19 protein-coding genes and 1 riboswitch are annotated in these 24,311 nt (G+C 67.9%); of the genes, 10 read left to right on the top strand and 9 right to left on the bottom strand.

The genetic code is table 11. The features are described 5' to 3' along the window. Positions 1 to 15: 15 nt before the first annotated feature. Positions 16 to 2,541 carry a Tex family protein gene (locus tag GII31_RS12310; protein ID WP_213243431.1) on the top strand — a complete coding sequence of 842 codons (2,526 nt, stop codon included), beginning with the start codon at positions 16 to 18 and terminating at the stop codon, positions 2,539 to 2,541. 61 nt (positions 2,542 to 2,602) lie between these two features. Here GII31_RS12310 and GII31_RS12305 read toward each other — a convergent pair whose 3' ends face one another. The 4 genes from GII31_RS12305 to GII31_RS12290 all read right to left on the bottom strand — a co-directional run bounded on the left by GII31_RS12305 (position 2,603) and on the right by GII31_RS12290 (position 5,307). Then, positions 2,603 to 2,902 (bottom strand): DUF503 domain-containing protein, encoded by a 300-nt coding sequence (locus tag GII31_RS12305; protein WP_213243429.1) that lies wholly within the window; start codon positions 2,900 to 2,902, stop codon positions 2,603 to 2,605. Between the two features lie 63 nt (positions 2,903 to 2,965). After that, positions 2,966 to 3,874 carry an arylamine N-acetyltransferase family protein gene (locus GII31_RS12300; RefSeq protein WP_213243427.1) on the bottom strand — a complete coding sequence of 303 codons (909 nt, stop codon included), beginning with the start codon at positions 3,872 to 3,874 and terminating at the stop codon, positions 2,966 to 2,968. Positions 3,875 to 3,972: 98 nt separating this feature from the next. Continuing rightward, positions 3,973 to 4,809, bottom strand: coding sequence for a polyphosphate kinase 2 (gene ppk2, locus GII31_RS12295; RefSeq protein ID WP_213243425.1), 837 nt, complete (start codon positions 4,807 to 4,809; stop codon positions 3,973 to 3,975). Between the two features lie 9 nt (positions 4,810 to 4,818). After that, on the bottom strand, positions 4,819 to 5,307 hold the full coding sequence (locus tag GII31_RS12290; protein WP_213243423.1) for an META domain-containing protein: 489 nt from the start codon (positions 5,305 to 5,307) through the stop codon (positions 4,819 to 4,821). A gap of 90 nt (positions 5,308 to 5,397) precedes the next feature. Between GII31_RS12290 and GII31_RS12285 the strand changes: the two genes are divergently transcribed. Then, positions 5,398 to 6,603: a hypothetical protein gene (locus GII31_RS12285; RefSeq protein WP_246221844.1), complete on the top strand. Its 1,206-nt coding sequence runs from the start codon at positions 5,398 to 5,400 to the stop codon at positions 6,601 to 6,603. Between the two features lie 45 nt (positions 6,604 to 6,648). Here the strand turns inward: GII31_RS12285 and GII31_RS12280 are convergent, their stop codons facing one another. Continuing rightward, positions 6,649 to 8,199, bottom strand: a complete 1,551-nt coding sequence (locus GII31_RS12280; RefSeq protein WP_213243421.1) for a hypothetical protein — start codon at positions 8,197 to 8,199, stop codon at positions 6,649 to 6,651. Positions 8,200 to 8,414: 215 nt separating this feature from the next. Here GII31_RS12280 and secA2 point away from each other — a divergent pair, with 215 nt between their 5' ends. The 8 genes from secA2 (at position 8,415) to gcvP (ending at position 18,285) form a co-directional block, all read left to right on the top strand. After that, positions 8,415 to 10,808 carry an accessory Sec system translocase SecA2 gene (gene secA2 / locus GII31_RS12275; RefSeq protein ID WP_213243419.1) on the top strand — a complete coding sequence of 798 codons (2,394 nt, stop codon included), beginning with the start codon at positions 8,415 to 8,417 and terminating at the stop codon, positions 10,806 to 10,808. After that, positions 10,805 to 11,407, top strand: coding sequence for a CDP-alcohol phosphatidyltransferase family protein (locus tag GII31_RS12270; protein ID WP_213243418.1), 603 nt, complete (start codon positions 10,805 to 10,807; stop codon positions 11,405 to 11,407). Before secA2 ends, GII31_RS12270 begins: the two co-directional genes overlap by 4 nt. 120 nt (positions 11,408 to 11,527) lie before the next feature. Then, a complete protein-coding gene (gene gcvH, locus GII31_RS12265; protein WP_213243416.1) occupies positions 11,528 to 11,932 on the top strand; it encodes a glycine cleavage system protein GcvH in 405 nt (134 codons plus the stop codon). A 349-nt stretch (positions 11,933 to 12,281) separates the two neighbouring features. Continuing rightward, the gene (odhI, locus tag GII31_RS12260; protein WP_407649812.1) at positions 12,282 to 12,773 is read left to right on the top strand and encodes an oxoglutarate dehydrogenase inhibitor Odhl; all 492 of its coding nucleotides are present in this window, start codon (positions 12,282 to 12,284) and stop codon (positions 12,771 to 12,773) included. Positions 12,774 to 12,811: 38 nt separating this feature from the next. Next, positions 12,812 to 13,552: a transcriptional regulator FtsR gene (ftsR, locus tag GII31_RS12255; protein WP_456071412.1), complete on the top strand. Its 741-nt coding sequence runs from the start codon at positions 12,812 to 12,814 to the stop codon at positions 13,550 to 13,552. 64 nt (positions 13,553 to 13,616) lie between these two features. Further along, a complete protein-coding gene (locus GII31_RS12250; RefSeq protein WP_213243412.1) occupies positions 13,617 to 14,117 on the top strand; it encodes a bifunctional nuclease family protein in 501 nt (166 codons plus the stop codon). A gap of 334 nt (positions 14,118 to 14,451) precedes the next feature. Beyond that, positions 14,452 to 15,033, top strand: a complete 582-nt coding sequence (locus tag GII31_RS12245) for a MerR family transcriptional regulator (protein ID WP_213250254.1) — start codon at positions 14,452 to 14,454, stop codon at positions 15,031 to 15,033. 75 nt (positions 15,034 to 15,108) lie between these two features. Continuing rightward, positions 15,109 to 15,211, top strand: a riboswitch (glycine riboswitch). A 173-nt stretch (positions 15,212 to 15,384) separates the two neighbouring features. After that, complete coding sequence (gene gcvP, locus GII31_RS12240; RefSeq protein WP_213243410.1) at positions 15,385 to 18,285, top strand: aminomethyl-transferring glycine dehydrogenase; 2,901 nt, start codon at positions 15,385 to 15,387, stop codon at positions 18,283 to 18,285. Between the two features lie 23 nt (positions 18,286 to 18,308). On the opposite strand, the gene GII31_RS12235 is transcribed toward gcvP, so the two are convergent. From GII31_RS12235 to gndA, 4 genes are all read right to left on the bottom strand, one after another. Next, complete coding sequence (locus tag GII31_RS12235) at positions 18,309 to 19,394, bottom strand: type 2 periplasmic-binding domain-containing protein (RefSeq protein WP_213243408.1); 1,086 nt, start codon at positions 19,392 to 19,394, stop codon at positions 18,309 to 18,311. A gap of 247 nt (positions 19,395 to 19,641) precedes the next feature. Beyond that, entirely contained in the window at positions 19,642 to 21,807 is a 2,166-nt protein-coding gene (locus GII31_RS12230; RefSeq protein WP_213243406.1) for a malate synthase G, read from the bottom strand. Between the two features lie 18 nt (positions 21,808 to 21,825). After that, a complete protein-coding gene (locus tag GII31_RS12225; RefSeq protein ID WP_407649811.1) occupies positions 21,826 to 22,791 on the bottom strand; it encodes a 3-methyladenine DNA glycosylase in 966 nt (321 codons plus the stop codon). A 25-nt stretch (positions 22,792 to 22,816) separates the two neighbouring features. Further along, positions 22,817 to 24,286 carry an NADP-dependent phosphogluconate dehydrogenase gene (gndA, locus tag GII31_RS12220; RefSeq protein WP_213243405.1) on the bottom strand — a complete coding sequence of 490 codons (1,470 nt, stop codon included), beginning with the start codon at positions 24,284 to 24,286 and terminating at the stop codon, positions 22,817 to 22,819. Positions 24,287 to 24,311: the final 25 nt, after the last annotated feature.

Below are 24,311 nucleotides of genomic sequence, written 5' to 3'. Positions count from 1 at the left end.
TGTAGTGTGGCGCGGGTGAGTTCGAGCGCCCAAGGCAACAGCCCATCCACCCCGTCCGCCCGCGCCGTCCCCGGTGTCAAAGCCGTCACCGCGCGCATCGCCGAGGAACTGCAGGTCGGTGAGCACCAGGTCATCGCGACCGTCACGATGCTCGACGAGGGTTCGACGGTCCCGTTCATCGCCCGCTATCGCAAAGAGGTCACCGGCGGCCTCGACGACGCGCAGCTGCGCGCCCTCGACGAGCGCCTCACCTACCTGCGTGAACTCGACACCCGGCGGGCGGCGATCATCTCGTCCATCGACGAACAGGGCAAGTTGACCCCGGAGCTGACGGCCGCACTCAACACCGCCGACACCAAGGCCCGGCTCGAAGACATCTACCTTCCGTACAAGCCGAAGCGGCGCACCAAGGCGCAGATCGCCCGTGAGGCGGGGCTTGAACCGCTCGCCGACGCGCTGCTCGCCGACCCGGGCATCGACCCCGCCGTCGCGGCGGCGGCATACGTCGGCGAGGCGGTCGCCGACCCGGCCGCCGCGCTCGAAGGCGCCCGGCACATCGTCATCGAACGTGCCGCAGAGGACGCCGAACTGGTCGGCGCGGTGCGCACCAGGTTCTGGGGGCAGGGTGCGCTGCGCACCGAGCCGCGATCGGAGGAGGTCGCCGCGAGCGCCGCCGCGCAGAAGTTCCGGGACTACTTCGAATTCTCCGAACCGCTCACCGAGGCACCGTCGCACCGGGTGCTGGCGGTCCTGCGCGGGGAGAAGGAAGACATCCTGTCGGTGACACTCGACGGCGGTGAGGATGCCGAGTACCAGGTGATGATCGCCGACGCGCTCGGTGTCGACCTCGCGGCGGGCGCCCCGGCCACGCCGTGGCTGACTCAGGCCGTGCGCTGGGCGTGGCGCACCAAGCTCATGGTCACCGCGTCCATCGACGCCCGTACGCAGTTGCGCCAGCGCGCCGAGGATGAGGCCGTCACCGTTTTCGCCCGCAACCTCAAGGATCTGCTGCTGGCCGCACCGGCCGGCGCCAAGGCCACCCTCGGACTCGATCCCGGATTCCGTACCGGCGTCAAGGTGGCCGTCGTCGACGGCACCGGCAAGGTCGTCGACACCGGGGCCGTCTTCCCGCATCAACCGCGCAATCAGTGGGATCAGTCCAAGGCCGCCCTCGCCGCGCTCGTCGCCCGGCACGGGGTAGAACTGATCGCCATCGGCAACGGCACCGCCTCCCGCGAGACCGACGCCCTGGCAACCGAACTCGTCAAGGAAATCGCCGCCGCCGGCCACCGGGCCCCGGCCAAGGTGATGGTGAGTGAGGCTGGGGCCTCGGTGTACTCGGCGTCCGAGTACGCCTCACGGGAGTTGCCCGACCTCGACGTGTCGATCCGCGGCGCCGTCTCGATCGCGCGCCGGTTGCAGGATCCGCTGGCCGAGCTGGTCAAGATCGACCCCAAGTCGATCGGCGTCGGTCAGTACCAGCACGACATCACCCCCGGAACGCTCGCGCGCAGCCTCGACGCCGTCGTCGAGGACGCGGTCAACGCTGTCGGCGTCGACCTGAACACCGCGTCGGTGCCGCTGCTGTCGCGGGTCTCCGGGGTCACCCGGACCCTCGCCGAGTCGATCGTGTCCCATCGTGACAGCAACGGCCCGTTCCGGAGCCGGTCGGCGCTGCTCGACGTCTCCCGTCTGGGACCCAAGGCGTTCGAGCAGTGCGCCGGGTTCCTGCGGATCCGTGACGGACAAGATCCCCTCGATGCCTCGGGCGTACATCCGGAGTCCTACCCGGTGGTCCGCAAGATTCTCGACCGTTCGGGTATCACCCTGGCCGAACTGATCGGCAACGAGCGGGCACTGCGCGGTCTCACCCCGGCCGAGTTCGCCGACGACACCTTCGGCGTGCCGACGGTGACCGACATCTTCGGTGAGTTGGAGAAGCCGGGCCGTGACCCGCGACCGGCGTTCACCACCGCCACGTTCGCCGCCGGTGTGGAGAAGGTGGCCGACCTCAAGCCGGGCATGGTGCTCGAAGGCGTGGTCACCAATGTCGCCGCGTTCGGCGCGTTCATCGATATCGGCGTCCACCAGGACGGGCTGGTGCACGTCTCGGCGATGGCCGACAAGTTCGTGTCCGACCCGCACGAGGTGGTCAGGTCCGGAGAAGTGGTGCGCGTCAAGGTGATCGACGTCGACATCGACCGACAGCGGATCGGTTTGTCGTTGCGCCTGGACGACGAGGTGGAGTCCGGCGGTAAGGGTGGGGCCAAGCCCCGCAACCGCGGGGGTTCGCCGAACCAGGAGCAACGCGGCCGTCGCGGATCGGGTTCGGGTGGTCGCGGTGCGGACAGCGATCAGGGCGGCCAGCGTGGCCAGGGTGGACAGCGTGGACAGGGTGGTCAAGGAGGCCGCGGCGGTGACAGACGCGGCGGTGCCAAGAACGGCGCGGACAGGCGTGGTGACCGTTCGGGAGGTAATCGCCGGAGCGAACCCGGCGGTTCGATGGCGCAGGCGCTCCGCGATGCCGGGTTCGGCCGCTGAGCCCGGCGGTACCGGCGACGGGGGAGAGCGATCGATGCCCGCCGCCGGGACCGCCTCGGCGTCAGTCGATGTCAGATGAGTTGAGTAGCCGTCGCCGGGTGGCCACCAACGCAATGTCGGGGCGATCGGCCCCGAACCGCTCGACGCTGTCGAGCAGTTCCACCAGATGACCCGCGTCGGGGCTCACCGCGGCCACCCCGATCGCGGCGCGGCGGTGCAGGTCGAGATGGTCCACCTCGGCGGCGGTTACCGCGAACCTGCGTCGGATCTCGGCGAGGAGCGGTTTGGTCACCGAACGCTTCTGCTTCAGTGAGTGCACGTCGCCGAGGAGATAGTCGAATTCGATCCAGCCGATCCACATAGCGTGCTGAACCCTACCGTGTCGGCAGACCGCTCGGCACCCGAATTATGTGCCCAGACCTGGTCACCGCTGCGCGGCCAGGGATGCGGTGAGCCGCTCGGCCAGGCCGGGACAGTCGCCGACGTCGATGCCGAAGCGGCTGTCGAGCACCTCCAGGATCTCGCCGGCCGAGCCGAGGGTGGTCTTGACGCTGTGGCCGTCGCGGTGATGTTCGGTCAGCTGGTCACCTGCCAGGTTCAGCCTGCTCGTCGCCGTCACGATGGCAACGGTCGCGCCGGCCACGAAGCGCGAACCCGGATGGGTCGAGGCGTACCAGGCTCCGACCAGGGCGTCGACCGGTGGTCGCGGAACGGGTGTGAACAGGTACAGCGGCCGCCACTGCCCGCCGATCCGTACCTGCATGCTCAGCTGGCCCGGCACCTCCGGGTCGACCGGATGGTTGTCGGCGGGGTCGATGGCGACGATGCGGAAGTCTTCCAGTTCGGTGGCCTGCGGTTCGTCGAGCACGAACCGCAGCGGGTTGGGTGGCGTGCAGCCACCGAAACCCACGTCGACGAGATAGCGTTCCTCGTCGCCCGGAACCGCGACGGCGAGGAGCTTGTGGGTTTCGGCGGGCATCGGTCCCGGCTCACGCATCCACACCACCCGCCCGGCCAGCGGCACCACGTCAAAGCCGAGCGAGGTCAGGACCGCGTCGAGCAGCCCGTTCTGCTCGAAACAGAAACCACCGCGCCGACGGTCGATCATCTTGCGTGCCAACGCCGGTGGATCGAGGTCGGCCACGGGTATCCCGACGTACGGGTCCAGGCCCTCGAACGCGATGGAACGCACATGGGCGGCCACGATGGCCGACAACGTCTCGAACGTGGGCGGCGGCAGGGCAGGATCGGTGGGCCCGGCGCCGGTGAGCAGTCCGATACGCCGCAGGTAGCGGCCGATGTCGACGGGGAAGCTATCGGTGTGGGCAGGCATGACAGCCGATCCTAGTCTCAGCCGAGTCCCGCCCCGAGCCATCACTCCCCGGTCGATGACCGGGGCACGATCACCGGCGGCTCAGTGATCACCGCCGATCAGTGATCACCGCCGACCAGCACCGCCACATGATCGGGAACGTACTTCGACAGCGACCGCGGCGGGCGATGATAGTTACCGGTCTCGATCGGGTGCTTGGGCAAGGTGACCTTCGGCCGGGGAACGTCGGTGTAGTCGATGGTGGAAAGCAGATGCGAGATCATGTTGAGCCGTGCGTGCTTCTTGATGTCGGACTCGACGACGTACCAGGGGCTCATCGCGGTGTCGGTGTGGACCATCATCTCGTCCTTGGCGCGCGAGTACTCCTCCCAGCGGTACACCGATTCCAGATCCATCGGGCTGAGCTTCCATTGGCGCACGGGGTCGTTCATCCGCGCCCGGAATCGGCGCAGTTGCTCGTCGTCGGACACCGAGAACCAATACTTGCGCAGGATGATGCCGTCGTCGAGCAGCATCTGCTCGAAAATCGGTGTCTGGCGCAGGAATCGGGTGTGCTCCTCGGGTGTGCAGAACCCCATGACCTTCTCCACGCCGGCCCGGTTGTACCAGGACCGGTCGAGGAGCACGATCTCACCCGGTGCGGGCAGGTGCGCCACATAGCGCTGGTAGTACCACTGGCCCTTCTCGCGGTCGGTGGGGGCGGGCAGCGCGGCGACCCGGCAGATACGCGGACTCAGGTATTCGGTGATCCGTTTGATGGTGCCGCCCTTGCCTGCTGCGTCGCGGCCCTCGAAGATGACCACGATCCGGGCACCGGTGGACTTGACCCACTCCTGCAATGAGACCAATTCCGTTTGCAGGCGAAACAGTTCGGCCTCATACACCTTGTTGGAGATCTTGGATTCCTTCGACTTCTTACGCGATTTCGAGCCCATCCATCGAGCTTAGGGCAAACCCGCGGCGTCCGTGCCCTCAATCAGGACCACGGTCCGGGGTCCGTCCTTCAAGGTCAGCTCGGGGCCGTCCAACGACCACGTGAGGGGCTTGTCGGTGAAGTCGGCGAGCCAGGCGTCCGCGCCGTCGCGCGGTGGCGGACAGGCCATTTGCGTGGAGGCCAGCGTCCCGAACGTCAGCCTCGTCGGGTCGACCGTCACCGTTCCGATGTGCTGATTGCACCCGGCTGTCAGGCTCACCCGGCCTTCCTCGGGAAAGGTGATCACCAGCGGGCCGTCGCCGGGGATCGCGGCACCGTCGACCGACGTTGAGGTAAACCGCTTGCCCACCAACGAGTTCGACGTGGCAGTGTGCACGACGACCTGCGTGGTGCTCGAGTCCGAACTGGTGACCGTCGATGAATTGCCGCACGCAGCCGCGCCGAGCACGACAAAACCGGTGGCCAGGAGTGTGCCGAGCGATCGGGTCAAATGCACCATAGGGACTAAGGTAGACCAGCGCACCCACGCCTCGGTGCCACTCGGGACGGCGACGTTCCGATCCGGTACGACACTTCCGCACAGGACCGCATGATGACCAGGACACGCACCCCGCCGATCGCGGTGACCGCGAGGACCGAGTACCTCGACAGGACACATCGCGCCCTGCTGTTCGCGCAGCTGGTCCTCACCGGACTCGCGGTCGCCACCCTGGTGACGCTCAATATCCTGGGCACCGAACCGGTTGTCTCGACGGCCGTCGTCGGCGGGCTGATCGGCGTCGGCCTGCTCGCCGGGGCGGCTGGGCGCTACCGCCGCAGGCACGCGGTACTCGTCACCGTCGACAGCGACACCGTCTATTTCGGCAACGAGCACCACCACCTCGTCAGCAGGCCGCTGTCCGAGCTCGCCGCCGTCGACTTCCGGCCGATTGCCACCACGACCTCGACGATGTCCACCGACCGTGCACGCGATCTGAGGGTGGCCGGCCATCCGGTGCTGCGGCTGATATTCGTACGGGCACCCGAAGAGTCGGCCGACGGCATACCGGCGGGCTGGGTCCGCCCGGCGCAACCGGTCGAAGAGGTGTGGGACGTCGCCCTCGATCCGGCCGATCCGGTGGCCGCGGAGATCGTTTCGCGGCTCGGTGCGGTGGTGCCGCGGGGTGGCTCGGCGGCACCGGCCGACCCCTGGCGTGCGGAGCCGTCCGACCCGACGCCCGCCGACGGTGCACCGTCACCGGACTCGGACGGGCCGCGGATCGGCGACGCCGGAAGCGATGCCGCCGCGATCCGGCTGTGGGAGGATTCGGTCCGCCGGCACGACGCGGTGCTCATCGCCTACGGCCGCTACGAACTCGACACCGAATCGCTCCTGCGGTTTCCGGCGGTCACCGACGTCACCCGCGACGAGGTGCAGACCTTTCACGACGCGCTCGATGACGCGAACGCGCTGCGCAGCGACGAGTATCCGGCCGATCGTGCCCGCGCCGAGGCCTACCAGACGGCGGTGCGCGGGCTGCGCCGCGCGTGGGTGGCGTGCGAGAGCGCCGGCCGGGCCGCGGGGACCGGCTACCTAGACGCGCCCACCCGCAAGGACCTGGGGACCGCGCTCAAGCTCTACCGGCACGCCGAGGCCAGCCCGGTCGCGGCCGAACAGGCCACCTACTACGGGCGGGTGCGCGACATCGTGACGACGCTGACCGAGCAGGCCCAGATCCATCCGCCCCGGACGGTGATCGACGAACTCAACTCGGTCACCCGCCGTGCGCTCGAGGGGGGCACACCCGGCGGCTGATGCCCGCACCGGCTGCCCGTACCCACGCGCGGCGGCCGGGACGGGTCAGCGCACGCCGGCCCGGAGGAAGCGGCCGTCGGGGCTGTACGTTCCGGCCGACGCGTCGTCCCTGGTGAGCTGGACCAGGATCCGGACGGACCCGTCGCGCTGGAATGTGGACCACATCAACAAGTTGACGGCGTTGCGGTCGAACGCGTCGACACGGCCACGTCTCATCGCGTCGTCGCGGACCGCCTCGAAACGCGCGCGGGACACGTCGTCGACGGAGAAGTCTCCCGGTGCGGTCGAGGTGGTGGCACGAGAGGTGATCCGCGGCAACTCGCCCGGGGCCAGCACTATCGATCCGCTGCGTCGTGGCAACCGGTACTCGACATACACCCCGCCACTGTTCTGGATGCTTCCGGCGAACAGGATCGGGGTGCCCTTGGCGGTGCCGCGGATCTCGAACCTGGTGAGCGCTGTGCTCCCGAACGGAACCTTCGCGCTGCGCAGCGCCCGGTGGATCAGGTCGAACGACACGGCGAGATCGCCCGGATCGAAGATCTGCGCGACGATTCCGTCGGCGGTGGCCTCGATCGTGTTCAGGTTGCTGCCGGTGAACCGCGCCTGCCAGCGTGGATCGCCGTCCCTGTCGGGTCTGCGCATGTCCAGATCCGCGATCGTCGCCGCGGGATCGACCTTGACGGCCTCGGTCTCCATCGCCGCGGCCATCGTGCCGATATCGGCCGACATGAGCTCGGACAGGTCGAAGGTGTCCCGACCGCGTTTGTCGGTCGCCTCGCGGCGTGGGTCGGCCCAGCCGACACCGTTGATGTAGTGGACGGTCACCGCCTGACCGGTCGCCGGATCGTAGATCTCGGCGCGGTCGGATCCTCCCCGGTCGAACCACACGCCCAGCAGATTGGCCCCTGCCGAGGGGCCGACGGTGCCGATCCGGTCGGCCAGGCGCCGGCGCCGCTCCGGATATCCGAGCGTGCGGTCCGCGTCGTCCCCGGCGGGTGAACTGCCGGCGCCCACGGTTCGGGGCAGCGACAGGTCCGGCCCGTCGACCCGCCACACGTCTTCCGGCACGGCGAACACCGCGACGAGTGCGGTGACCACGGCGATCGAGGCGTACAGGAGGGCGCTCGGGCCGGGATAGTCGTCGAACTCGGGGGTCGTGGCCGATCTCCGGGGCAGATCGTGCGGAGGGATCGCGGTGACGGGGTCGGCGACCAGTGCCCGGGCGTCGCGCTCATGCATCGACGTGATCCAGCGGGCCTGGTACGGGGTGTCGCCGGGTGGGGCGACGAGCGCGGACACCAGTGTGGGCTGATCGGCGCCGGTGCGCAGGCTGCTTCTGGTCATCGCGTCCACACGGACCGGTACCGACACCCGATCGAAGGCGCGGCGGAAGCGTGGCAGTTCCGAACGCCCGGTGGCCGCGGGTACCAGTAGCACACCGCCGACGATCGGCGGCGTGCCGAACACGACGGCGGCCCACCAGGGGTTCGCGGCTCCGATCCCGACTCCGCAGGCGATCAGGATCCCGGCGAGAAGACTCCGGACGATCCGGCCGGTGCGCGGGTTCACCCGGCCGTACGCCCCGTGACACATGTCGCGATGATCATCGGGCACCTTCCGGGTGTGCGTCCTGCGCAGGGCGGATGCCCTGGTCGACTGAGTGTAATAGTGCCCCGGGCAGATGCCGCGCCGGATCGCGCTGTGCGTACCCGCGGAGTGCGAGCCACGTCGAACGGTACCGTGGACCCCGAACATTGGGCCGGGGCACCGCCGGAGCGGGCGGTGCACGTGTGGAGGAGATTTTCTCGGTGGGAAAGCTGACAAACAGCATGTGGCGGTTGTTGGGATCGCAGAGCACACGCAACCAGTCCAAGTCGCTGTCGCTGATCGCCGAGGCGAACACGCAGTCCTCGTGGGCCGAGGGCATCGCCGAAGCAGATGTCGCCGAGACCGCGCGGTCGCTGGACATGGCGGACAAGACCGGCCGGGCACAGTTCCTGGCACTGGTCCGCGAGGTGTCCGGGCGTGCGCTCGACATGCGTGCCTTCGACGTCCAGTTGCAGGGTGCGTTGCGCCTTCTGGAGGGCGACGTGGTGGAGATGGCGACCGGCGAGGGCAAGACGCTCTCGGGTGCGATCGCGGCCATCGGATACGTCCTGTCCGGTCACCGGGTGCACGTCATATCGGTCAACGACTATCTGGCCACCCGTGACGCCGAGTGGATGCGGCCGCTGTTCGAGGCCTTCGGTATCGAACTGAGCGCGGTATCGGAGAACTCGACCTCCGACGAACGCCGCAGCGCGTACGCCGCCGACGTCACCTACGCCTCGGTCAACGAGATCGGTTTCGACGTCCTGCGCGATCAGCTCGCCGTCACCGAGGATGCCCTCGTCTCGCCCGTACCCGACGTCGCGATCATCGACGAGGCGGACTCGGTGCTCGTCGATGAGGCGCTGATCCCGCTCGTGCTGGCCGGATCGACGACGGCACACGTGCCCGACCAGGCCATCCACGATGTCGTCGCCCGGCTCAAGACCAAGCACTACGAGATCGAGACCGACGGCCGCAACGTGACCCTCACCGATGAGGGTGCCGCGTTCGTGGAGGATGAACTCGGCGGTATCGACCTGTACAGCGAGGCGCACGTCGGCACCACCCTGGTCCACGTGAACATCGCCTTGCACGCCTACTACCTGCTTGAGCGCGACGTCCACTACATCGTCCGCGACGGCGGTGTGCATCTGATCAACGCCTCACGCGGCCGGGTGGCGCAGCTGCAGCGCTGGCCCGACGGCGTACAGGCCGCGGTGGAGGTCAAGGAGGGTCTGGCGCAGACCGACCCGGGCGAGATGATCGACACGATCACGGTCCAGGCGCTCATCGGCCGCTACCCGCGGGTGTGCGGTATGACGGGCACCGCGCTGGCCGCAGGTGAACAGTTCCGTCAGTTCTATTCGTTGCTGGTCTCGCAGATCCCACCCAACACCCCCAACGTCCGCGTCGACGAGGTCGACCGCGTGTATGACTCCAAGGCCAACAAGGTCGAGGCGATCGTGGCGTACGTGAAGGAGGTGCACGAGACGGGTCAGCCGATCCTGATCGGTACGCACGACGTCGCCGAATCGGAGGAGCTGGCCTACTTCCTGGACAAGGCGGGGGTGCCGTCGGTGGTGCTCAACGCCAAGAACGACGCCCAGGAGGCGGCGATCATCGCGGAAGCGGGCAAGCTCGGCGCGGTCACGGTGTCGACGCAGATGGCCGGCCGCGGCACCGACATCCGGCTCGGCGGTTCGACCGGGGACGACACCGCGCGCGAGGAGGTGATCGAGCTCGGTGGGCTGTGTGTGGTCGGTACCGGCCGTCACGACACCGAACGTCTTGACGATCAGTTGCGCGGCCGCGCGGGCCGTCAGGGCGATCCCGGCCGTTCGGTGTTCTTCTCCAGCCTCGAAGATCCGGTGGTCACCCGCAATCTGGCGTTCAAACGTGACCCGGTGGCCCAGTCCGAGGACGGGTCTATGGGGGCCAAGGGTGTTGAACTGATCAAGCAGGCCCAGCGGATCGCCGAGGGCGTGATGCTCGAGCTGCATGCCAACACCTGGCGCTACAACAACCTGGTCAATCAGCAACGTGACATCGTCGTGCACCGCCGCATGCAGGTGCTGACCACCGATACCGCCGCCGAGGAACTCGCCGAACTCGAATCGGACCGGTACAAGCAACTCGTCGACGGGACGGCCCCGGACAGCACGGACACCGACAGCACGGACACCGACAGCACAGACACCGACAGCACGGACACGGACGCCGGGGCCGCCGACAAACCGGCACCGGTGTCCACGGAGGTGCTGTCGCAGGCGTGCCGGGAGATCGTGCTCTTCCACCTCGACCGGGCATGGACCGATCATCTGGCCTTCGTCTCCGATGTGCGGGCCAGCATCCATCTGCGCGCCATCGGCAAGCAGAGCCCGCTCGATGAGTTCCACAAGCTGATCCTCGACGAGTTCGCCTCGCTGCCGGCCGAGGCCGTCGACGCGGCCCGCAAGACCTTCCGTGAGGCCACCATCACCGAGGACGGCGTCGAACTCGACGATCTCGGTCTGCACAGGTCGACGTCCACCTGGACGTACATGGTGCACGACAACCTATTTTCGTCGGGAGGTGCGAAAGCGTTGCAGGGCATCATCGGTATCTTCCGGTGACCGAGCACACCGGCGCGTCGTCCGGGAGTATCGACCGATCCCGGATCGTGACGGTGCCCAACGCGCTCAGCGTGCTGCGCCTGGCGCTGATCCCGGTGTTCGTGTGGCTGTTGCTGGCGGAGGAGGCCGACGGGTGGGCGTTGGCGATCCTGGTCGTCTCCGGTGCCAGCGACTGGCTCGACGGAAAGCTCGCGCGGCTGCTCGATCAGTCCTCGCGGCTGGGGGAGTTGCTCGATCCCGCGGCCGACCGGCTGTACGTGGTGATCATCCCGCTGGCCTTCGGGTTCCGGGAGATCCTGCCGTGGTGGCTCATCGGTGTCATCCTGGCGCGCGATGTGCTGTTGTTCGCGACGGCGCCGCTGCTGCGAAGTCGTGGCCATCTGGCGCTGCCCACCCTGTACATCGGCAAGGCGGCGACCTTCGCCCTGATGAGCGCGTTCCCGTGGCTGCTGGCCGGGCAACTCGACTCGGTGGTGGGTACCGTGGCCTACCCGATCGGCTGGGCGTTCCTGATCTGGGGCGTCGGAATGTACCTGTGGACCTTCCTCCTGTACTGGTATCAGACGATCCTGGTGGTGCGAGCGCCCCGTATCGCGTGAGTCGAGTACGCATACCGGCCCACGCGGTCGCCGCCGATGGCCTAATGTCCAACCCGACGTCTCGCGCGGCCGATGCCGCACGAGACAAGCGAGACGAACAACGAGAAAGGTGCAGATCCGGTGAGTGAGAGCATCGTCCCCGACAACCTTCGTTATACGGCCGAACACGAATGGGTGCTGATTACCGCTCCCGACACCGTGCGGGTGGGTATCACCGACTACGCGCAGGGACAACTCGGAGATGTGGTCTTCGTACAGCTGCCCACCGTCGGCGATGCCGTCGAATCGGGTGAGTCGTTCGCCGAGGTCGAGTCGACCAAGAGTGTGTCCGATATCTACGGCCCGTTCGCCGGTTCCGTGGCCGCGGTGAACTCCGACCTCGACGCCGCGCCCGACCTGGTCAACTCCGACCCGTACGGTGCCGGCTGGCTCATCGATATCACCGTCGGCGCCGACACCACCGCGCAGACGCTGGTCGACGCGCTGCTCGACGCCGATGGGTACCGCGCCGTCATCGAGGGTTGAGCGCCGGACCGGACAAGTCCTGTCCGTCAGAACAGGTCCGGGGCTCTCCGGCCGGCTCGTGGACGATCGGGAATCGGTCACTCCGGACTCCGTAACCACACAGGACACACGTCCGGGCACGCTATGATCGTCCCTATCCCCGTCGGGACTCCGTCACCGGCGTCACGATGGGGGCTGGTCCGCGGTGTGGTCACGACATCGAATGGCCGATGTGGACGTCTCCGAGGTCGGTGTACCGGCCGGGTGGGGCGCCACTGTAGGTTGGCTAAGCGGTTTCGCGGAGCACATCCGTCACCGACACAGAGGCGGCTACGCGCGGCACGTCCGGTCAGGGGGACTCCCGGGTGTTATGCGAGCAGGCCGAACACAGAGAAGGAGAATCGTGAGCGACTACGACAAGGAACTCGAAGCACCTGTGGAGACCACGTCGGTCTTCCGCGAGGAGTTCATCAAGGAACTCGACGCGGGTGCGGGTGCGGGTGCGTCGGGCGAAAGCGCCGACACCGCGGTGGAGCGTCTTTCGCCCGGTACCGCACTGCTTGTCGTCAAGCGGGGACCCAACGCGGGATCGCGATTCCTGCTCGACCAGGCGACCACCTCCGCCGGTCGGCACCCCGACAGCGACATCTTCCTCGACGACGTGACCGTCAGCCGTCGCCACGCCGAGTTCCGGCTGGGCGACAACGAGTTCCAGGTGGTCGACGTGGGCAGCCTGAACGGCACCTACGTCAACCGGGAACCGGTGGACACGGCATCGCTGAGCAACGGCGACGAGGTTCAGATCGGCAAGTTCCGGCTGGTGTTCCTGAGCGCTTCCCGGTCCGGCGACACAGGCGCATAGTCGTCGTGACGGCATCGGCGGCAGGGCACCGGGGCGAGATGACCCCGGGTTCGGGATTTCGGAGCGAGCAGGCACCGTCCGGCGAGCATTCGATGTCGATCGGGGCGGTCCTTGCGCTTCTGCGTGAGGACTTCCCCGAGGTATCGATCTCCAAGATTCGTTTCCTGGAGTCCGAGGGTCTGATCACCCCGGAGCGGGCACCGTCCGGTTACCGGCGTTTCTCGCAGGCGGACTGCGACCGGCTGCGCTTCGTCCTGACCGCCCAGCGCGACCGCTACCTGCCCTTGAAAGTGATCAAGGAGCAGCTCGATGCCATGGACACCGGTGTCGGCGGGGTGGGACACGGCGGTACGCGGCTGTTGTCGTCGGCTCGTAGTGCCGTCGCCCCGGCGACGGACTTCGGTGCCCGGGGCGGTCGGGTCTCGCGTGAAGAACTCATCGACCGGACCGGCGCCGATGCCGCGTTCATCACCGAACTGCAACGCAACGGTCTGCTGGCGGTGGGCCCGGCCGGCTACTACGACGAGGACGCGGTGCGTCTTGTCGAGGCGGCCGCGGCCCTGGTCAGCTACGGCATCGAGACCAGGCATCTGCGTGCGTTCAAATTGTCGGCCGATCGCGAGGCCGGTCTGGTCGCGCAGATCGCCAGTCCGATCGCCAAGGGCCGGGGTACCGGTGCCCGCGACCGGGCCGAAGAACTCGTGCGCGAGATCGCCGCACTGTCGGTGACACTGCACACCCAGCTTGTCAAGGCCGCGCTACGAGGCGCCCTCGACTGACACGACCGGCGGCCGAACACGGTGTAGCGTCAAAGACAAGCACCTAATCCCAGGAGGTCCCGAAATGGGCGAGATGCGGGTCGTCGGCATCCGGGTTGAGCCGCCGAACAGCCAGCCGGTGCTGCTGCTGCGTGAGATCGACGGGCAGCGATACCTCCCCATCTGGATCGGGCAGAGCGAGGCGGCGTCCATCGCATTGCGGCAGAAGGGGATCGAGCCACCCCGGCCGTTGACACATGATCTGATCGTGAACCTCGTCAGCGCTTTTGAGCGCCAACTGCTTGAAGTCCGGATCATCGACATGCAAGAGGGTACGTTCTACGCCGAGATGGTGTTCGATGACGATGTCCGGGTGTCCGCGCGACCGTCCGATTCGATCGCCGTCGCGTTGCGCGTCGGTGTGCCGATCGTCGCCGACGAGGAGGTCCTGGCGCATGCCGGTCTGCTGATCCCGGAGGAGGACGGCACCGACGAGGCCCCGGCCAAGGAGGACGAGGTCGAGAAGTTCCGCGAGTTCCTCGACAGCGTGTCACCGGACGACTTCAAGGCCAGCGGCGGAGCCTGAAGATCACGAATCAGTCCCTCTGGGATAACGCTAAGATCTATTTGTGAAATTGTGATATTTCCCGTTCGGCGTGCCGCGCCGCTCCGGGCGTGTTGGGCGGCTACCGTCGGAGTCGCGACACCATGACGTGTCGTCCCCGAGATCGGTGACCCCGGGCGTACTCTGTAGTCCAGTATGCCGGACCTCACCCGGACAGGTACCCGGATGAGGCCGATCTGAGCGTTGCGAGGAGTCTGAAGTGCGCGATCAGCAGTTCGGTCGGGATGATGATGAGGCGACGGCCTCCGAGGTCGTCGGGTCCGGTGTTTCCGGAGCCACGGATGAATCGTCGGCGGTGGAGGCCCGTCCGCTGACGCCGGGCCAGGGACGTTTGAGTGATGTGGCGCCGGGTCTGTTCCCCAATGACGTGATTCCCGACGACCTGGTCGGCTACCGGGTTCCCACCGCCTGCCAGATCGCCGGGATCACCTACCGGCAACTGGACTACTGGGCCCGTACGTCACTGGTGGTGCCGTCCATCCGCAGCGCCGCCGGTTCGGGCAGCCAGCGCTTGTACTCCTTCAAGGACATCCTCGTCCTCAAGATCGTCAAACGGCTTCTCGACACCGGGATCTCGTTGCAGAACATCCGGGTCGCCGTCGACCATCTGCGTCAGCGCGGAGTCGAGGACCTGGCCAAGATCACCTTGTTCTCCGACGGGACGACGGTCTACGAGTGCACCTCGGCCGAGGAGGTCGTCGACCTGTTGCAGGGCGGTCAGGGTGTGTTCGGCATAGCCGTCAGCGGCGCCATGCGTGAGCTGACCGGCACTATCGCCGACTTCCCGGGTGAGCGTGCCGACGGAGGTATCAGCGATCCCGCCCCGGAGGACGAGCTCGCGGCCCGCCGCAAGAATCGGACCCGCCGCACCGGCTGAGGACGTACCGGCCGGTGTGACGGGGGTCGCTTGCTTGTGAGCTGACGCGATGATCCCGTTAAACTGATCGGACGTCGCACCGTCACGGGAGAGCGTCGCCCACCTCAGGGTGAGGGCGGCCGCCGAAGGAGCAACACCTCCTCGTCAAACTCTCAGGCACCAGGACCGTGGGGGATGACGATGTCTCTGGAAAGTGACGGTGAAGCCGTCCGCCCATGGTGAAAGGGCCGGTCTGCCGGCCTGAAACTCTCAGGCGTCCGAGAACCGGAGTGTACCGGTCAGGACACGACAGAGGGGGAGGGCCCATCGGTCGACCGCCGCGTCGACCGCAGCCGAAGGGTGCCGTCACCGATGTCCCAGCCGTTCATCGATCGCCACGTAGGACCGGACGCGTCCGAAACCGACACGATTCTCGCCACGCTCGGACTGGCGTCCCTGGACGAGCTGGCCGCCCGCGTGGTCCCCGCGGTGATAGCCGACAGCCACGACGACAACGGCCTCGATGCGCTCGCGGCCCCCATGACCGAGGATCAGGTGCTGGCGCACCTGGCCGAGCTCGCGCATCGCAACGTGGTCGCCCGGTCGATGGTCGGCCTGGGCTACTACGACACACACACCCCGCCGGTGATCGTGCGCAACGTGCTGGAGAATCCCGCCTGGTACACCGCGTACACCCCCTACCAGCCCGAGATCAGTCAGGGCCGGCTGGAAGCACTGCTGAACTTCCAGACGATGGTGGCCGACCTGACGGGGCTGGAGGTGGCGAACGCGTCGATGCTCGACGAGGGAACCGCAGCGGCCGAGGCGATGACGCTCATGCGCCGCGTCAACCGGTCGCGGTCCCCGCGCCTGGTCGTCGACGCCGACCTGTTTCCGCAGACCCGGGCCGTCATCGCGACGCGGGCCGAACCGCTGGGCATCGAGCTGGTCGAGGCCCGTCTGCTGCCGGATCTGCCGGGACGCGGCCTGCCCGAAGGTGACTTCTTCGGCGTGATCATGCAGGTGCCGGGCGCATCGGGCCGGATCGTCGACGCGGCACCGATCATCGCCGAGGCACACGAGCGCGGGGCGCTGGTGTCGGTGGGCGCCGACCTGCTGGCGCTGACACTGATCACGCCGCCCGGCGAACAGGGCGCCGACGTGTGCTTCGGCACCACGCAACGTTTCGGTGTGCCGATGGGCTTCGGCGGACCGCACGCCGGTTATCTGGCGGTCCACACCACCCACGCGCGCCAGCTGCCCGGGCGGCTGGTCGGGGTATCCAAGGACGCCGATGGCAACCCCGCCTACCGGTTGGCGTTGCAGACCCGTGAACAGCACATCCGCCGGGAGAAGGCCACCAGCAATATCTGCACCGCGCAGGTGCTGTTGGCCATCGTCGCCGCGATGTACGCCTCCTACCACGGCCCCGCCGGCCTGCGCGAGATCGCCCGCCGCACCCACGGATACGCGGAGAAATTGGCCAACGGCCTGACCACCGCCGGCTACCAGGTGCAGAACGCGCGATTCTTCGACACCATCACCGTCCGGACCCCCGCTCAGGCACGGGCCATCGTGGCGCGCGCCAAACGCCACGACAACGTGAACCTGCGGTTGGTCTCCGGTGACCTGGTGGCCATCTCGTGCGACGAGACCACCACACTCGACGACGTGGCCGCGGTGTTGCGGGCCTTCGACGCCGAAGGTGTGCTCAGACGTGACGACGTGGGTGCCTTCGCGCAGCCCGTCGAGACCCGGACCAGCGAATACCTCACGCACCCCGCGTTTCACCGGTATCACACCGAGACCGCGATGATGCGCTATCTGCGCGCGCTGTCCGACAAGGACATCGCGCTGGACCGGAGCATGATCCCGCTCGGATCGTGCACCATGAAACTGAACGCCGTCGCCGAGATGGAGGCCATCACCTGGCCGGGTTTCGCGCGGCTGCATCCGTTCGCGCCCTGGGCCGACACCGAGGGCATCCGCGAACTCATCGCGACACTGGAGAAGTGGCTGGTCGCGATCACCGGCTACGACAAGGTCAGCCTGCAACCCAACGCCGGGTCGCAGGGCGAGTACGCCGGACTGCTGGCGATCCGCGGCTATCACCGCAGCCGTGGTGACCACGGGCGCGATGTCTGCCTCATCCCGTCGAGTGCGCACGGCACCAACGCGGCGTCGGCGGTGATGGCCGGCATGCGTGTGGTGGTGGTGGCCTGCCGGGAGAACGGCGATGTGGACGTCGATGATCTGCGGGTCAAGATCGAGGCACACCGCGAGTCGCTGGCCGCGATCATGATCACCTACCCGTCCACCCACGGGGTGTTCGAGCACGACATCGCCGAGATCTGCGCCCTTGTGCACGACGCGGGTGGGCAGGTGTACGTCGACGGCGCCAACCTGAACGCACTGGTCGGGGTGGCCCGGCCGGGTCGTTTCGGCGGCGACGTGAGCCATCTGAACCTGCACAAGACGTTCTGCATCCCACACGGCGGCGGTGGTCCGGGTGTCGGCCCGGTCGCGGTCCGCTCCCATCTGGCGGAGTTCGTGCCGGGCCATCCGCTGGCCGACGAGCTGCCGGGCACCTCGACGGTGTCGGCGGCGCCGTACGGTTCGGCCTCGATCCTGCCCATCACCTACGCATACATCGCGATGACCGGTGCGGACGGGTTGCGCCGGGCCACGCTGACCGCGATCGCCTCTGCCAACTACATCGCGCGCCGACTGGGCGAGCACTACCCGGTGCTGTTCACCGACGGCGGTGGCGACTCGGACGGGGCACAGGGAGCCGACGCGCAGGGCTTCGTGGCGCACGAGTGCATCCTCGATCTGCGCCCGCTCACCAAGGAGACCGGCGTGACGGTCGATGATGTGGCCAAACGACTGGCCGACTACGGGTTCCACGCCCCGACGATGAGTTTCCCGGTGGCCGGAACCCTGATGGTGGAGCCCACCGAGAGCGAGAACCTGGCCGAACTCGACGCGTTCTGCGAGGCGATGATCGCGATCCGCGGCGAGATCACCCGGATCGGTGCCGGCGAATGGTCCGCCGACGACAATCCGTTGCGCGGTGCCCCGCACACGGCCGAATGCCTGGTCGCCGAGTGGGAACACCCGTACTCGCGCGAGGAGGCCGTGTACCCGCTGGGTCTGCCGTCCGCGGGTGCCAGGGCCAAGGTGTGGCCGGGTTCCCGCCGGATCGACGGCACCTACGGCGATCGGAACCTGGTGTGCAGTTGCCCGCCGATCGAGGCCTTCGCCGACAACTAGGATTCGGCCGGCCCGCCGCCGAACTAGCGGTAGACCAGCTTGTTGACGGTGACGGCGGCGGCGTTCTCCGGGGCGGGCATGGGGTTGGGGGTGCGGGGGAAGCTCACCGTCGCGGTCGCCGCTGGGAGGGGGGCGTCGCCGCGGAATCCGAGCGCGGTGAGTCGGCCGAGCTGCCGGGGGGTGGTCACAAAGTCGAAGAACTCGGCGACCCCTTCGGATGCCTCCGTCGGCACCTGCTCACCGGCAAGTCTGATCAGCGGATAGTCGGCGATCGGGGTGGGGCCGTCGGGGACGATCTGGGTCACCCTGGCGGTCGTGTCGTCCTTGGTCAGCTGATACAGCTCCTGCTCGGTGATCGGGACCGCCCGGATCCGGGACGTCGTCAGATCCGATCCGATCGCCGTGAGCGCCGAGGCCGCCGTCCCGTCCGGGGTGTCGGGGGCGCCGTTGATGAGGGCGTTGACGACCGAGGTGGTCCGGGGGAGGGCGGCGTCGGCGGCCGTCAACGGTCCGGTGGACTGGGTGATCGACGAGGTGACAGCCTGTGCGGCCAGACTGGTGGCATCCGATTGCGCGCCCCGCGGCATCGCCATGCGCAGCGAACCGATACCGGGCAGCCCGACCGACGACAGGCTGCCGTCGGTTTCCTGCAGCGTGGGCAGCTGACTCCACTGCAGACCGTTCTTGACGGCGTCGCCGAGTTGCGGCTGCACCGCCAGCACCACGGGTGTGGTGACCAGCGAGGCGGGGGTGCCCTCGATCGCGCCGGAACGGGCCGTCGCCAGCTCGGCCGACCAGATGGTGGACTGGGGAATCCAGGCCGCGGGCCGGGCGCCCATCGACGCCGTGTCCCAGGTGCCGGCGAGTCCGTTCAGAGTCACCCTGGCATCACCGGCGCGCACGTTGATCCGGATGCACCGGTCTCGCACGACGGGGTTGGTGCCGGCGAATTCGGTGGCCGCGGCCGTCAGGGCCGGCGCGATGTCGGGGGAGACGACGACCGCGACGGGCAGTTCACCTTTGACGCACGAGCGTGCCGCGGAGTTTCCCTCGTCGTCGGATCTGCCGGCGAAATGCTGCCAGGCCACGACCATTGCGACGATGATCATCACCGTGATGATGCCGAATAGCAGGCCTCGGCTCACGCCGCGCCGCTGCGGTGCCGAATCGTCCCCGTCGCGGTCTCTCCGGTGCTGTGCCAACTACCGTGCCTTTCGCGTTCGTGCCCAACACCGGGTTACCACTCATGTGTTCCCATCGGTTACGGGACCGGGCCGACCACCTGTCGACAGTACGACTGGTGGCCGGCCCGGCGGAATCACGACTGCGGCCCGTTCATGACCTGGCAGTCACGAATCAGGCGTTGGCTGCCTTGTATTCCCTCCGCTTGCGATGCAGGATCGGCTCGGTGTAGCCGCTGGGCTGCTTCGTACCTTCGAGGATAAGCTCCTTCGCGGCCTGGAAAGCGATATTCGACGCGAAGTCCGGTGCCATCGGCCGGTAGTCCGGGTCGTCGGCGTTCTGCCGGTCGACGACGGGCGCCATCCGCTCGAGGGCGGCGACGACATCGTCGGCGGTCACCACGTCGTGCCGAATCCAGTTGGCCAGCAGCTGGCTGGAGATGCGCAGGGTGGCGCGATCTTCCATGAGCGCGACATCGTGGATGTCGGGCACCTTGGAGCAGCCGACGCCGTGGTCGATCCAGCGGACCACGTAACCCAGGATCGACTGGCAGTTGTTGTCGAGCTCTTCCTTCTTCTCCGCATCCGACCAGTTGGTGTTCGGGGCCAGCGGGATGGTCAGGATGTCGTCCACCGACGCGGGATCACGCTTGGCGATCTCGTCCTGGCGTTCGAACACGTCCACCTGGTGGTAGTGCATGGCGTGCAGCGTCGCGGCGGTGGGCGAGGGCACCCATGCCGTGGTGGCACCGGCGCGCGGCTGACCGATCTTGGTCTCCACCATCTGCGCCATGAGATCGGTCATCGCCCACATGCCCTTTCCGATCTGGGCCTTGTGCTGCAGGCCCGCGTGCAGGCCGGTGTCGACGTTGAAGTCCTCGTAGGCGTTGATCCACTTCTGCTGCTTCATCTCGCCCTTGCGGATCACCGCACCCGCCTCCATCGACGTGTGGATCTCGTCGCCGGTGCGGTCGAGGAAACCGGTGTTGATGAACACGACCCGGCTCTCGGCGGCCTTGATCGCGGCCTTGAGGTTGACCGTGGTGCGGCGCTCCTCGTCCATGATGCCCACCTTGAGGGTGTTCTCGGGCAGGCCCAGGACCTGCTCGACACGACCGAACAGCTGGGCGGTGAACGCGACCTCGTCGGGGCCGTGCATCTTCGGCTTGACGATGTAGATGGAACCGGTCCGCGAGTTCTGCTTGCCCTCCGGGGCCAGTCCGTGCTTGCCGATCAGGGCGGTGAAGAGCGCATCCTGGATGCCCTCGGGGACTTCGTTGCCGTCGGCATCGAGGATCGCCGGGTTGGTCATCAGGTGGCCGACGTTGCGGACGAACAGCAGCGACCGGCCGTGCAGGTTGAATCCGGAGCCGTCGGGGGCGGTGTACTCGCGGTTGTCGGCGAGCACGCGGGTGAAGCTCTTGCCGCCCTTGCTGACCTCTTCGGCCAGATCGCCCCTGTTGAGGCCGAGCCAGTTGCGGTAGCCGACCACCTTGTCCTCGGCGTCGACGGCGGCGACCGAGTCCTCGAAGTCCATGATCGTGGTGATGGCGGACTCCAGGACGACGTCCTTGATTCCGGCCGGGTCCGTCCGGCCGATCGGGGAGGCCGGGTCGATCTCGATGTCGATGTACAGGCCGTTGTTGCGCAGCAGCACCGAGGTGGGGTCGGCGGCGTCGCCGCGATAGCCGGCGAAGGCCGCCGGGTTGGCGAGCGCGGTGACCTGGTCGCCGGTGGTGACCTGCAGTGCGCCGTCGACGACGGCCAGGCCGGTGACGTCGGCATAGCTGCCCGATTCGAGCGGAACCGCCTGGTCGAGGAAGTTTTTCGCGTAGGCGATGACCTTGTCGCCGCGCACCTTGTTGTAGGCGCCGACCTTCTCCGCACCGTCGGTCTCAGGGATCACATCGGTGCCGTAGAGCGCGTCGTAGAGCGAACCCCAGCGGGCGTTGGCGGCGTTCAGCGCGAACCGGGCGTTGAGGATCGGCACGACCAGCTGCGGTCCGGCGGTCTCGGCGATCTCCGAGTCGACGCCGCGGGTGGAGATCTGGAAGTCCGCGGGGACATCGACCAGGTAGCCGATCTCGGTGAGGAATGCCTTGTAGGCGGGGAAGTCGACGGCGCCGGGGTGATCGCGGTGCCACTGGTCGATCTTGGCCTGCAGGTCGTCGCGGATGGCGAGCAGTTCGCGGTTGCGGGGAGCCAGATCGTTGATCACGCCGGCCGCGCCCGACCAGAACGCATCCTGCTCTACCCCGCTGCCCGGCAACGCCTCGTTATTGATGAAGTCGTACAGGACGGGTTCGACCTGCAAGCCGTGGACGTTGATCCGGTCGGACATGGCTGCCTCTCTTCGATGTCACCGCGGGCGGGTCCTTCGGCGGTACCCGACGCGGGTGGTGGGTGGGGCGGAACTGACCGCCACAATGCTACTCGCCGGTAATTTAGTGGTGTCGGCGCAGTGTGTGGTGGTCGCAATTCCGCGTAGTCGATCCAGAATTGATTCTCGCAGAAGCCTGCCTCGATCGGCGATATCCGATTGGCGGCGCACATACTCGGCCCGGCCTGCCGGGGTTTCCACGCAGACGGGGTCGTAACCGAGCGCGGTCAGGTCGTACGGACTCGCGCACATGTCGAGTTCGCGGGCATTCAGGGCCAGTCGGAAGGCCTCGAATGTCAGATCGGACTCGATAAGGGGAATCATACGCAGACACGTCCGGTACAGATCCATCGTGGTGTGCAGGCAGCCGGGCTGCTCGTCCCGCAATTGTGACGCACGTGACAACGGGCGTTCGTTGAGCGGTTCGGCAGCCGGGGTGAAAAACCGGAAGGCGTCGAAGTGGGTGCACCGCAACGGCATCGACTCAACCACGGCGTCGGTGCCGGCCGCGCCCAGCCGCAGCGGGAGACTGTGCCGGGGACGGTCGGTGCGGAACACCATCGCCCACTCGTGCAGCCCGAAACAGCCGAGCCGGGCGGGCCGGGCATTGGTGGCCGACAGCAGGTCGACGGCCGTCCGCAGGGCCTCGGCACGCTCGACCACCAGTGCCGGATCGGCCTGCACGCCCTCGGGGCCGCGAACGTAGCCGGGCAACCGCAGGTACTCGTCGGCATCGTCGAGGGCGACGCCCAGACCCGGATGCCACCGGGTGACGTGGGCCGGCCGCGACCCGTAGTAGGTGAACAGGAAGTCGACGACCGGGTGTTTGCGGCCCGATCGTCGTTCCCGCAGATAGGGGCCGATCAGTGCGTCCACCCGGCCGGTGTGCGCGGCGCGCGACGCCCGCCACCGCTCGCCGGCCAGGGTGGTCGTCACCGTCGGCATCACTGCGTCGAGGCGGTCCGGCGCACTACGCGGTGACCTCCGACCGGTCCCCGCCCCACAGAGTGTGGAACGAGCCGGGCTTGTCGGTGCGGCGGTAGGTGTGCGCGCCGAAGTAGTCCCGCAGACCCTGGGTCAGCGCCGCCGGCAGGCGATCGCTGCGCAGGGCGTCGTAGTACGACAGGGACGAGCCGAAGGCGGGCACCGGAATGCCGGTGGCCGCGGCGGTGGCGACCACCCGGCGCCAGCTGTCCACGCCCGCCTCGACGGCCTCGCGGAAGTACGGGGCCAGTAGCAGGCTCGGAAGCTGCGGGTCCTCGGCGTACGCCTCGCGGATGCGGTTGAGGAACTGTGCCCGGATGATGCAGCCGCCACGCCAGATGGTGGCCAGGGCGCCCGGGTCGACGTCCCAGCCGTACTCCTTGCTGCCGGCCGCGATCTGGTCGAAGCCCTGGGCGTAGGCCACGACCTTCGAGGCGTACAGCGCCGCGTGGATGTCGTCGATGAAGGTGTCCTTGTCGGTGGGTGCCGCGGCGAGGGTGCCCGCCGACAGCCCGGCGGCGGCCTTGCGCTGCTCGGTGGAGCTCGACAGCGCGCGGGCGAACACGGCCTCGGCGATACCGGTGGTGGGGATGCCCAGATCGAGCGCGGACTTCACGGTCCAGCGTCCGGTGCCCTTCTGGCCCGCCTCATCGACGATCACGTCGACCAGCGGCTTGCCGGTCTCGGCGTCGACCTGCGCGAGAACCTCGGCGGTGATCTCCACCAGGTAGCTCTCCAGTGCACCGGTGTTCCAGCGTGCGAACACGTCGGCGATCTCGGCGGTGGGCAGGCCCAGGACCCGGCGCAGCAGGTCGTAGGCCTCGCCGATGAGCTGCATGTCGGCGTACTCGATGCCGTTGTGCACCATCTTGACGAAGTGGCCACTGCCGTCGGGGCCGATATGGGTGCAGCAGGGCACGCCGTCGACCTCGGCGGCCACCGACTCCAGAAGTGGGCCCAGCGACTTGTAGGACTCTGCCGGACCGCCGGGCATGATCGCCGGTCCGTTCAGCGCGCCCTCCTCGCCGCCGGAGATGCCGGCACCGACGAAGTGCAGTCCGCGTTCGGCCAGGGCCTTCTCGCGGCGGATGGTGTCGGTGTACAGCGCGTTGCCGCCGTCGATGATCACGTCGCCGGGCTCCATCGCGTCGGCGAGACTGTCGATGACCGCGTCGGTGGCCGCTCCGGCCTGCACCATGATCAGGGCGCGGCGGGGACGTTCGAGTGCGGCGACGAACTCCTCGATGGTTTCGCTGCGGATAAAGCTGCCCTCATCCCCGTGTTCGGCGAGCAGGGCGTCGGTCTTGGCGACGCTGCGGTTGTGCAGGGCAACCGTGTATCCGTTGCGAGCGAAGTTACGGGCGATGTTGGAGCCCATGACGGCCAGCCCGGTGACGCCGATCTGAGCTTGTGGCGTCGCGGTGTCGGTGCTGGCAGCGGTTTCAGGAGTGGTCATGGACACAATCCTATGGGGTCACCCG

Source organism: Gordonia pseudamarae, from assembly GCF_025273675.1.
Classification (GTDB): domain Bacteria; phylum Actinomycetota; class Actinomycetes; order Mycobacteriales; family Mycobacteriaceae; genus Gordonia; species Gordonia pseudamarae.
The sequence above is the reverse complement of the archived record's forward strand: the minus strand, read 5'-3'. Positions and strand labels throughout refer to the sequence as shown.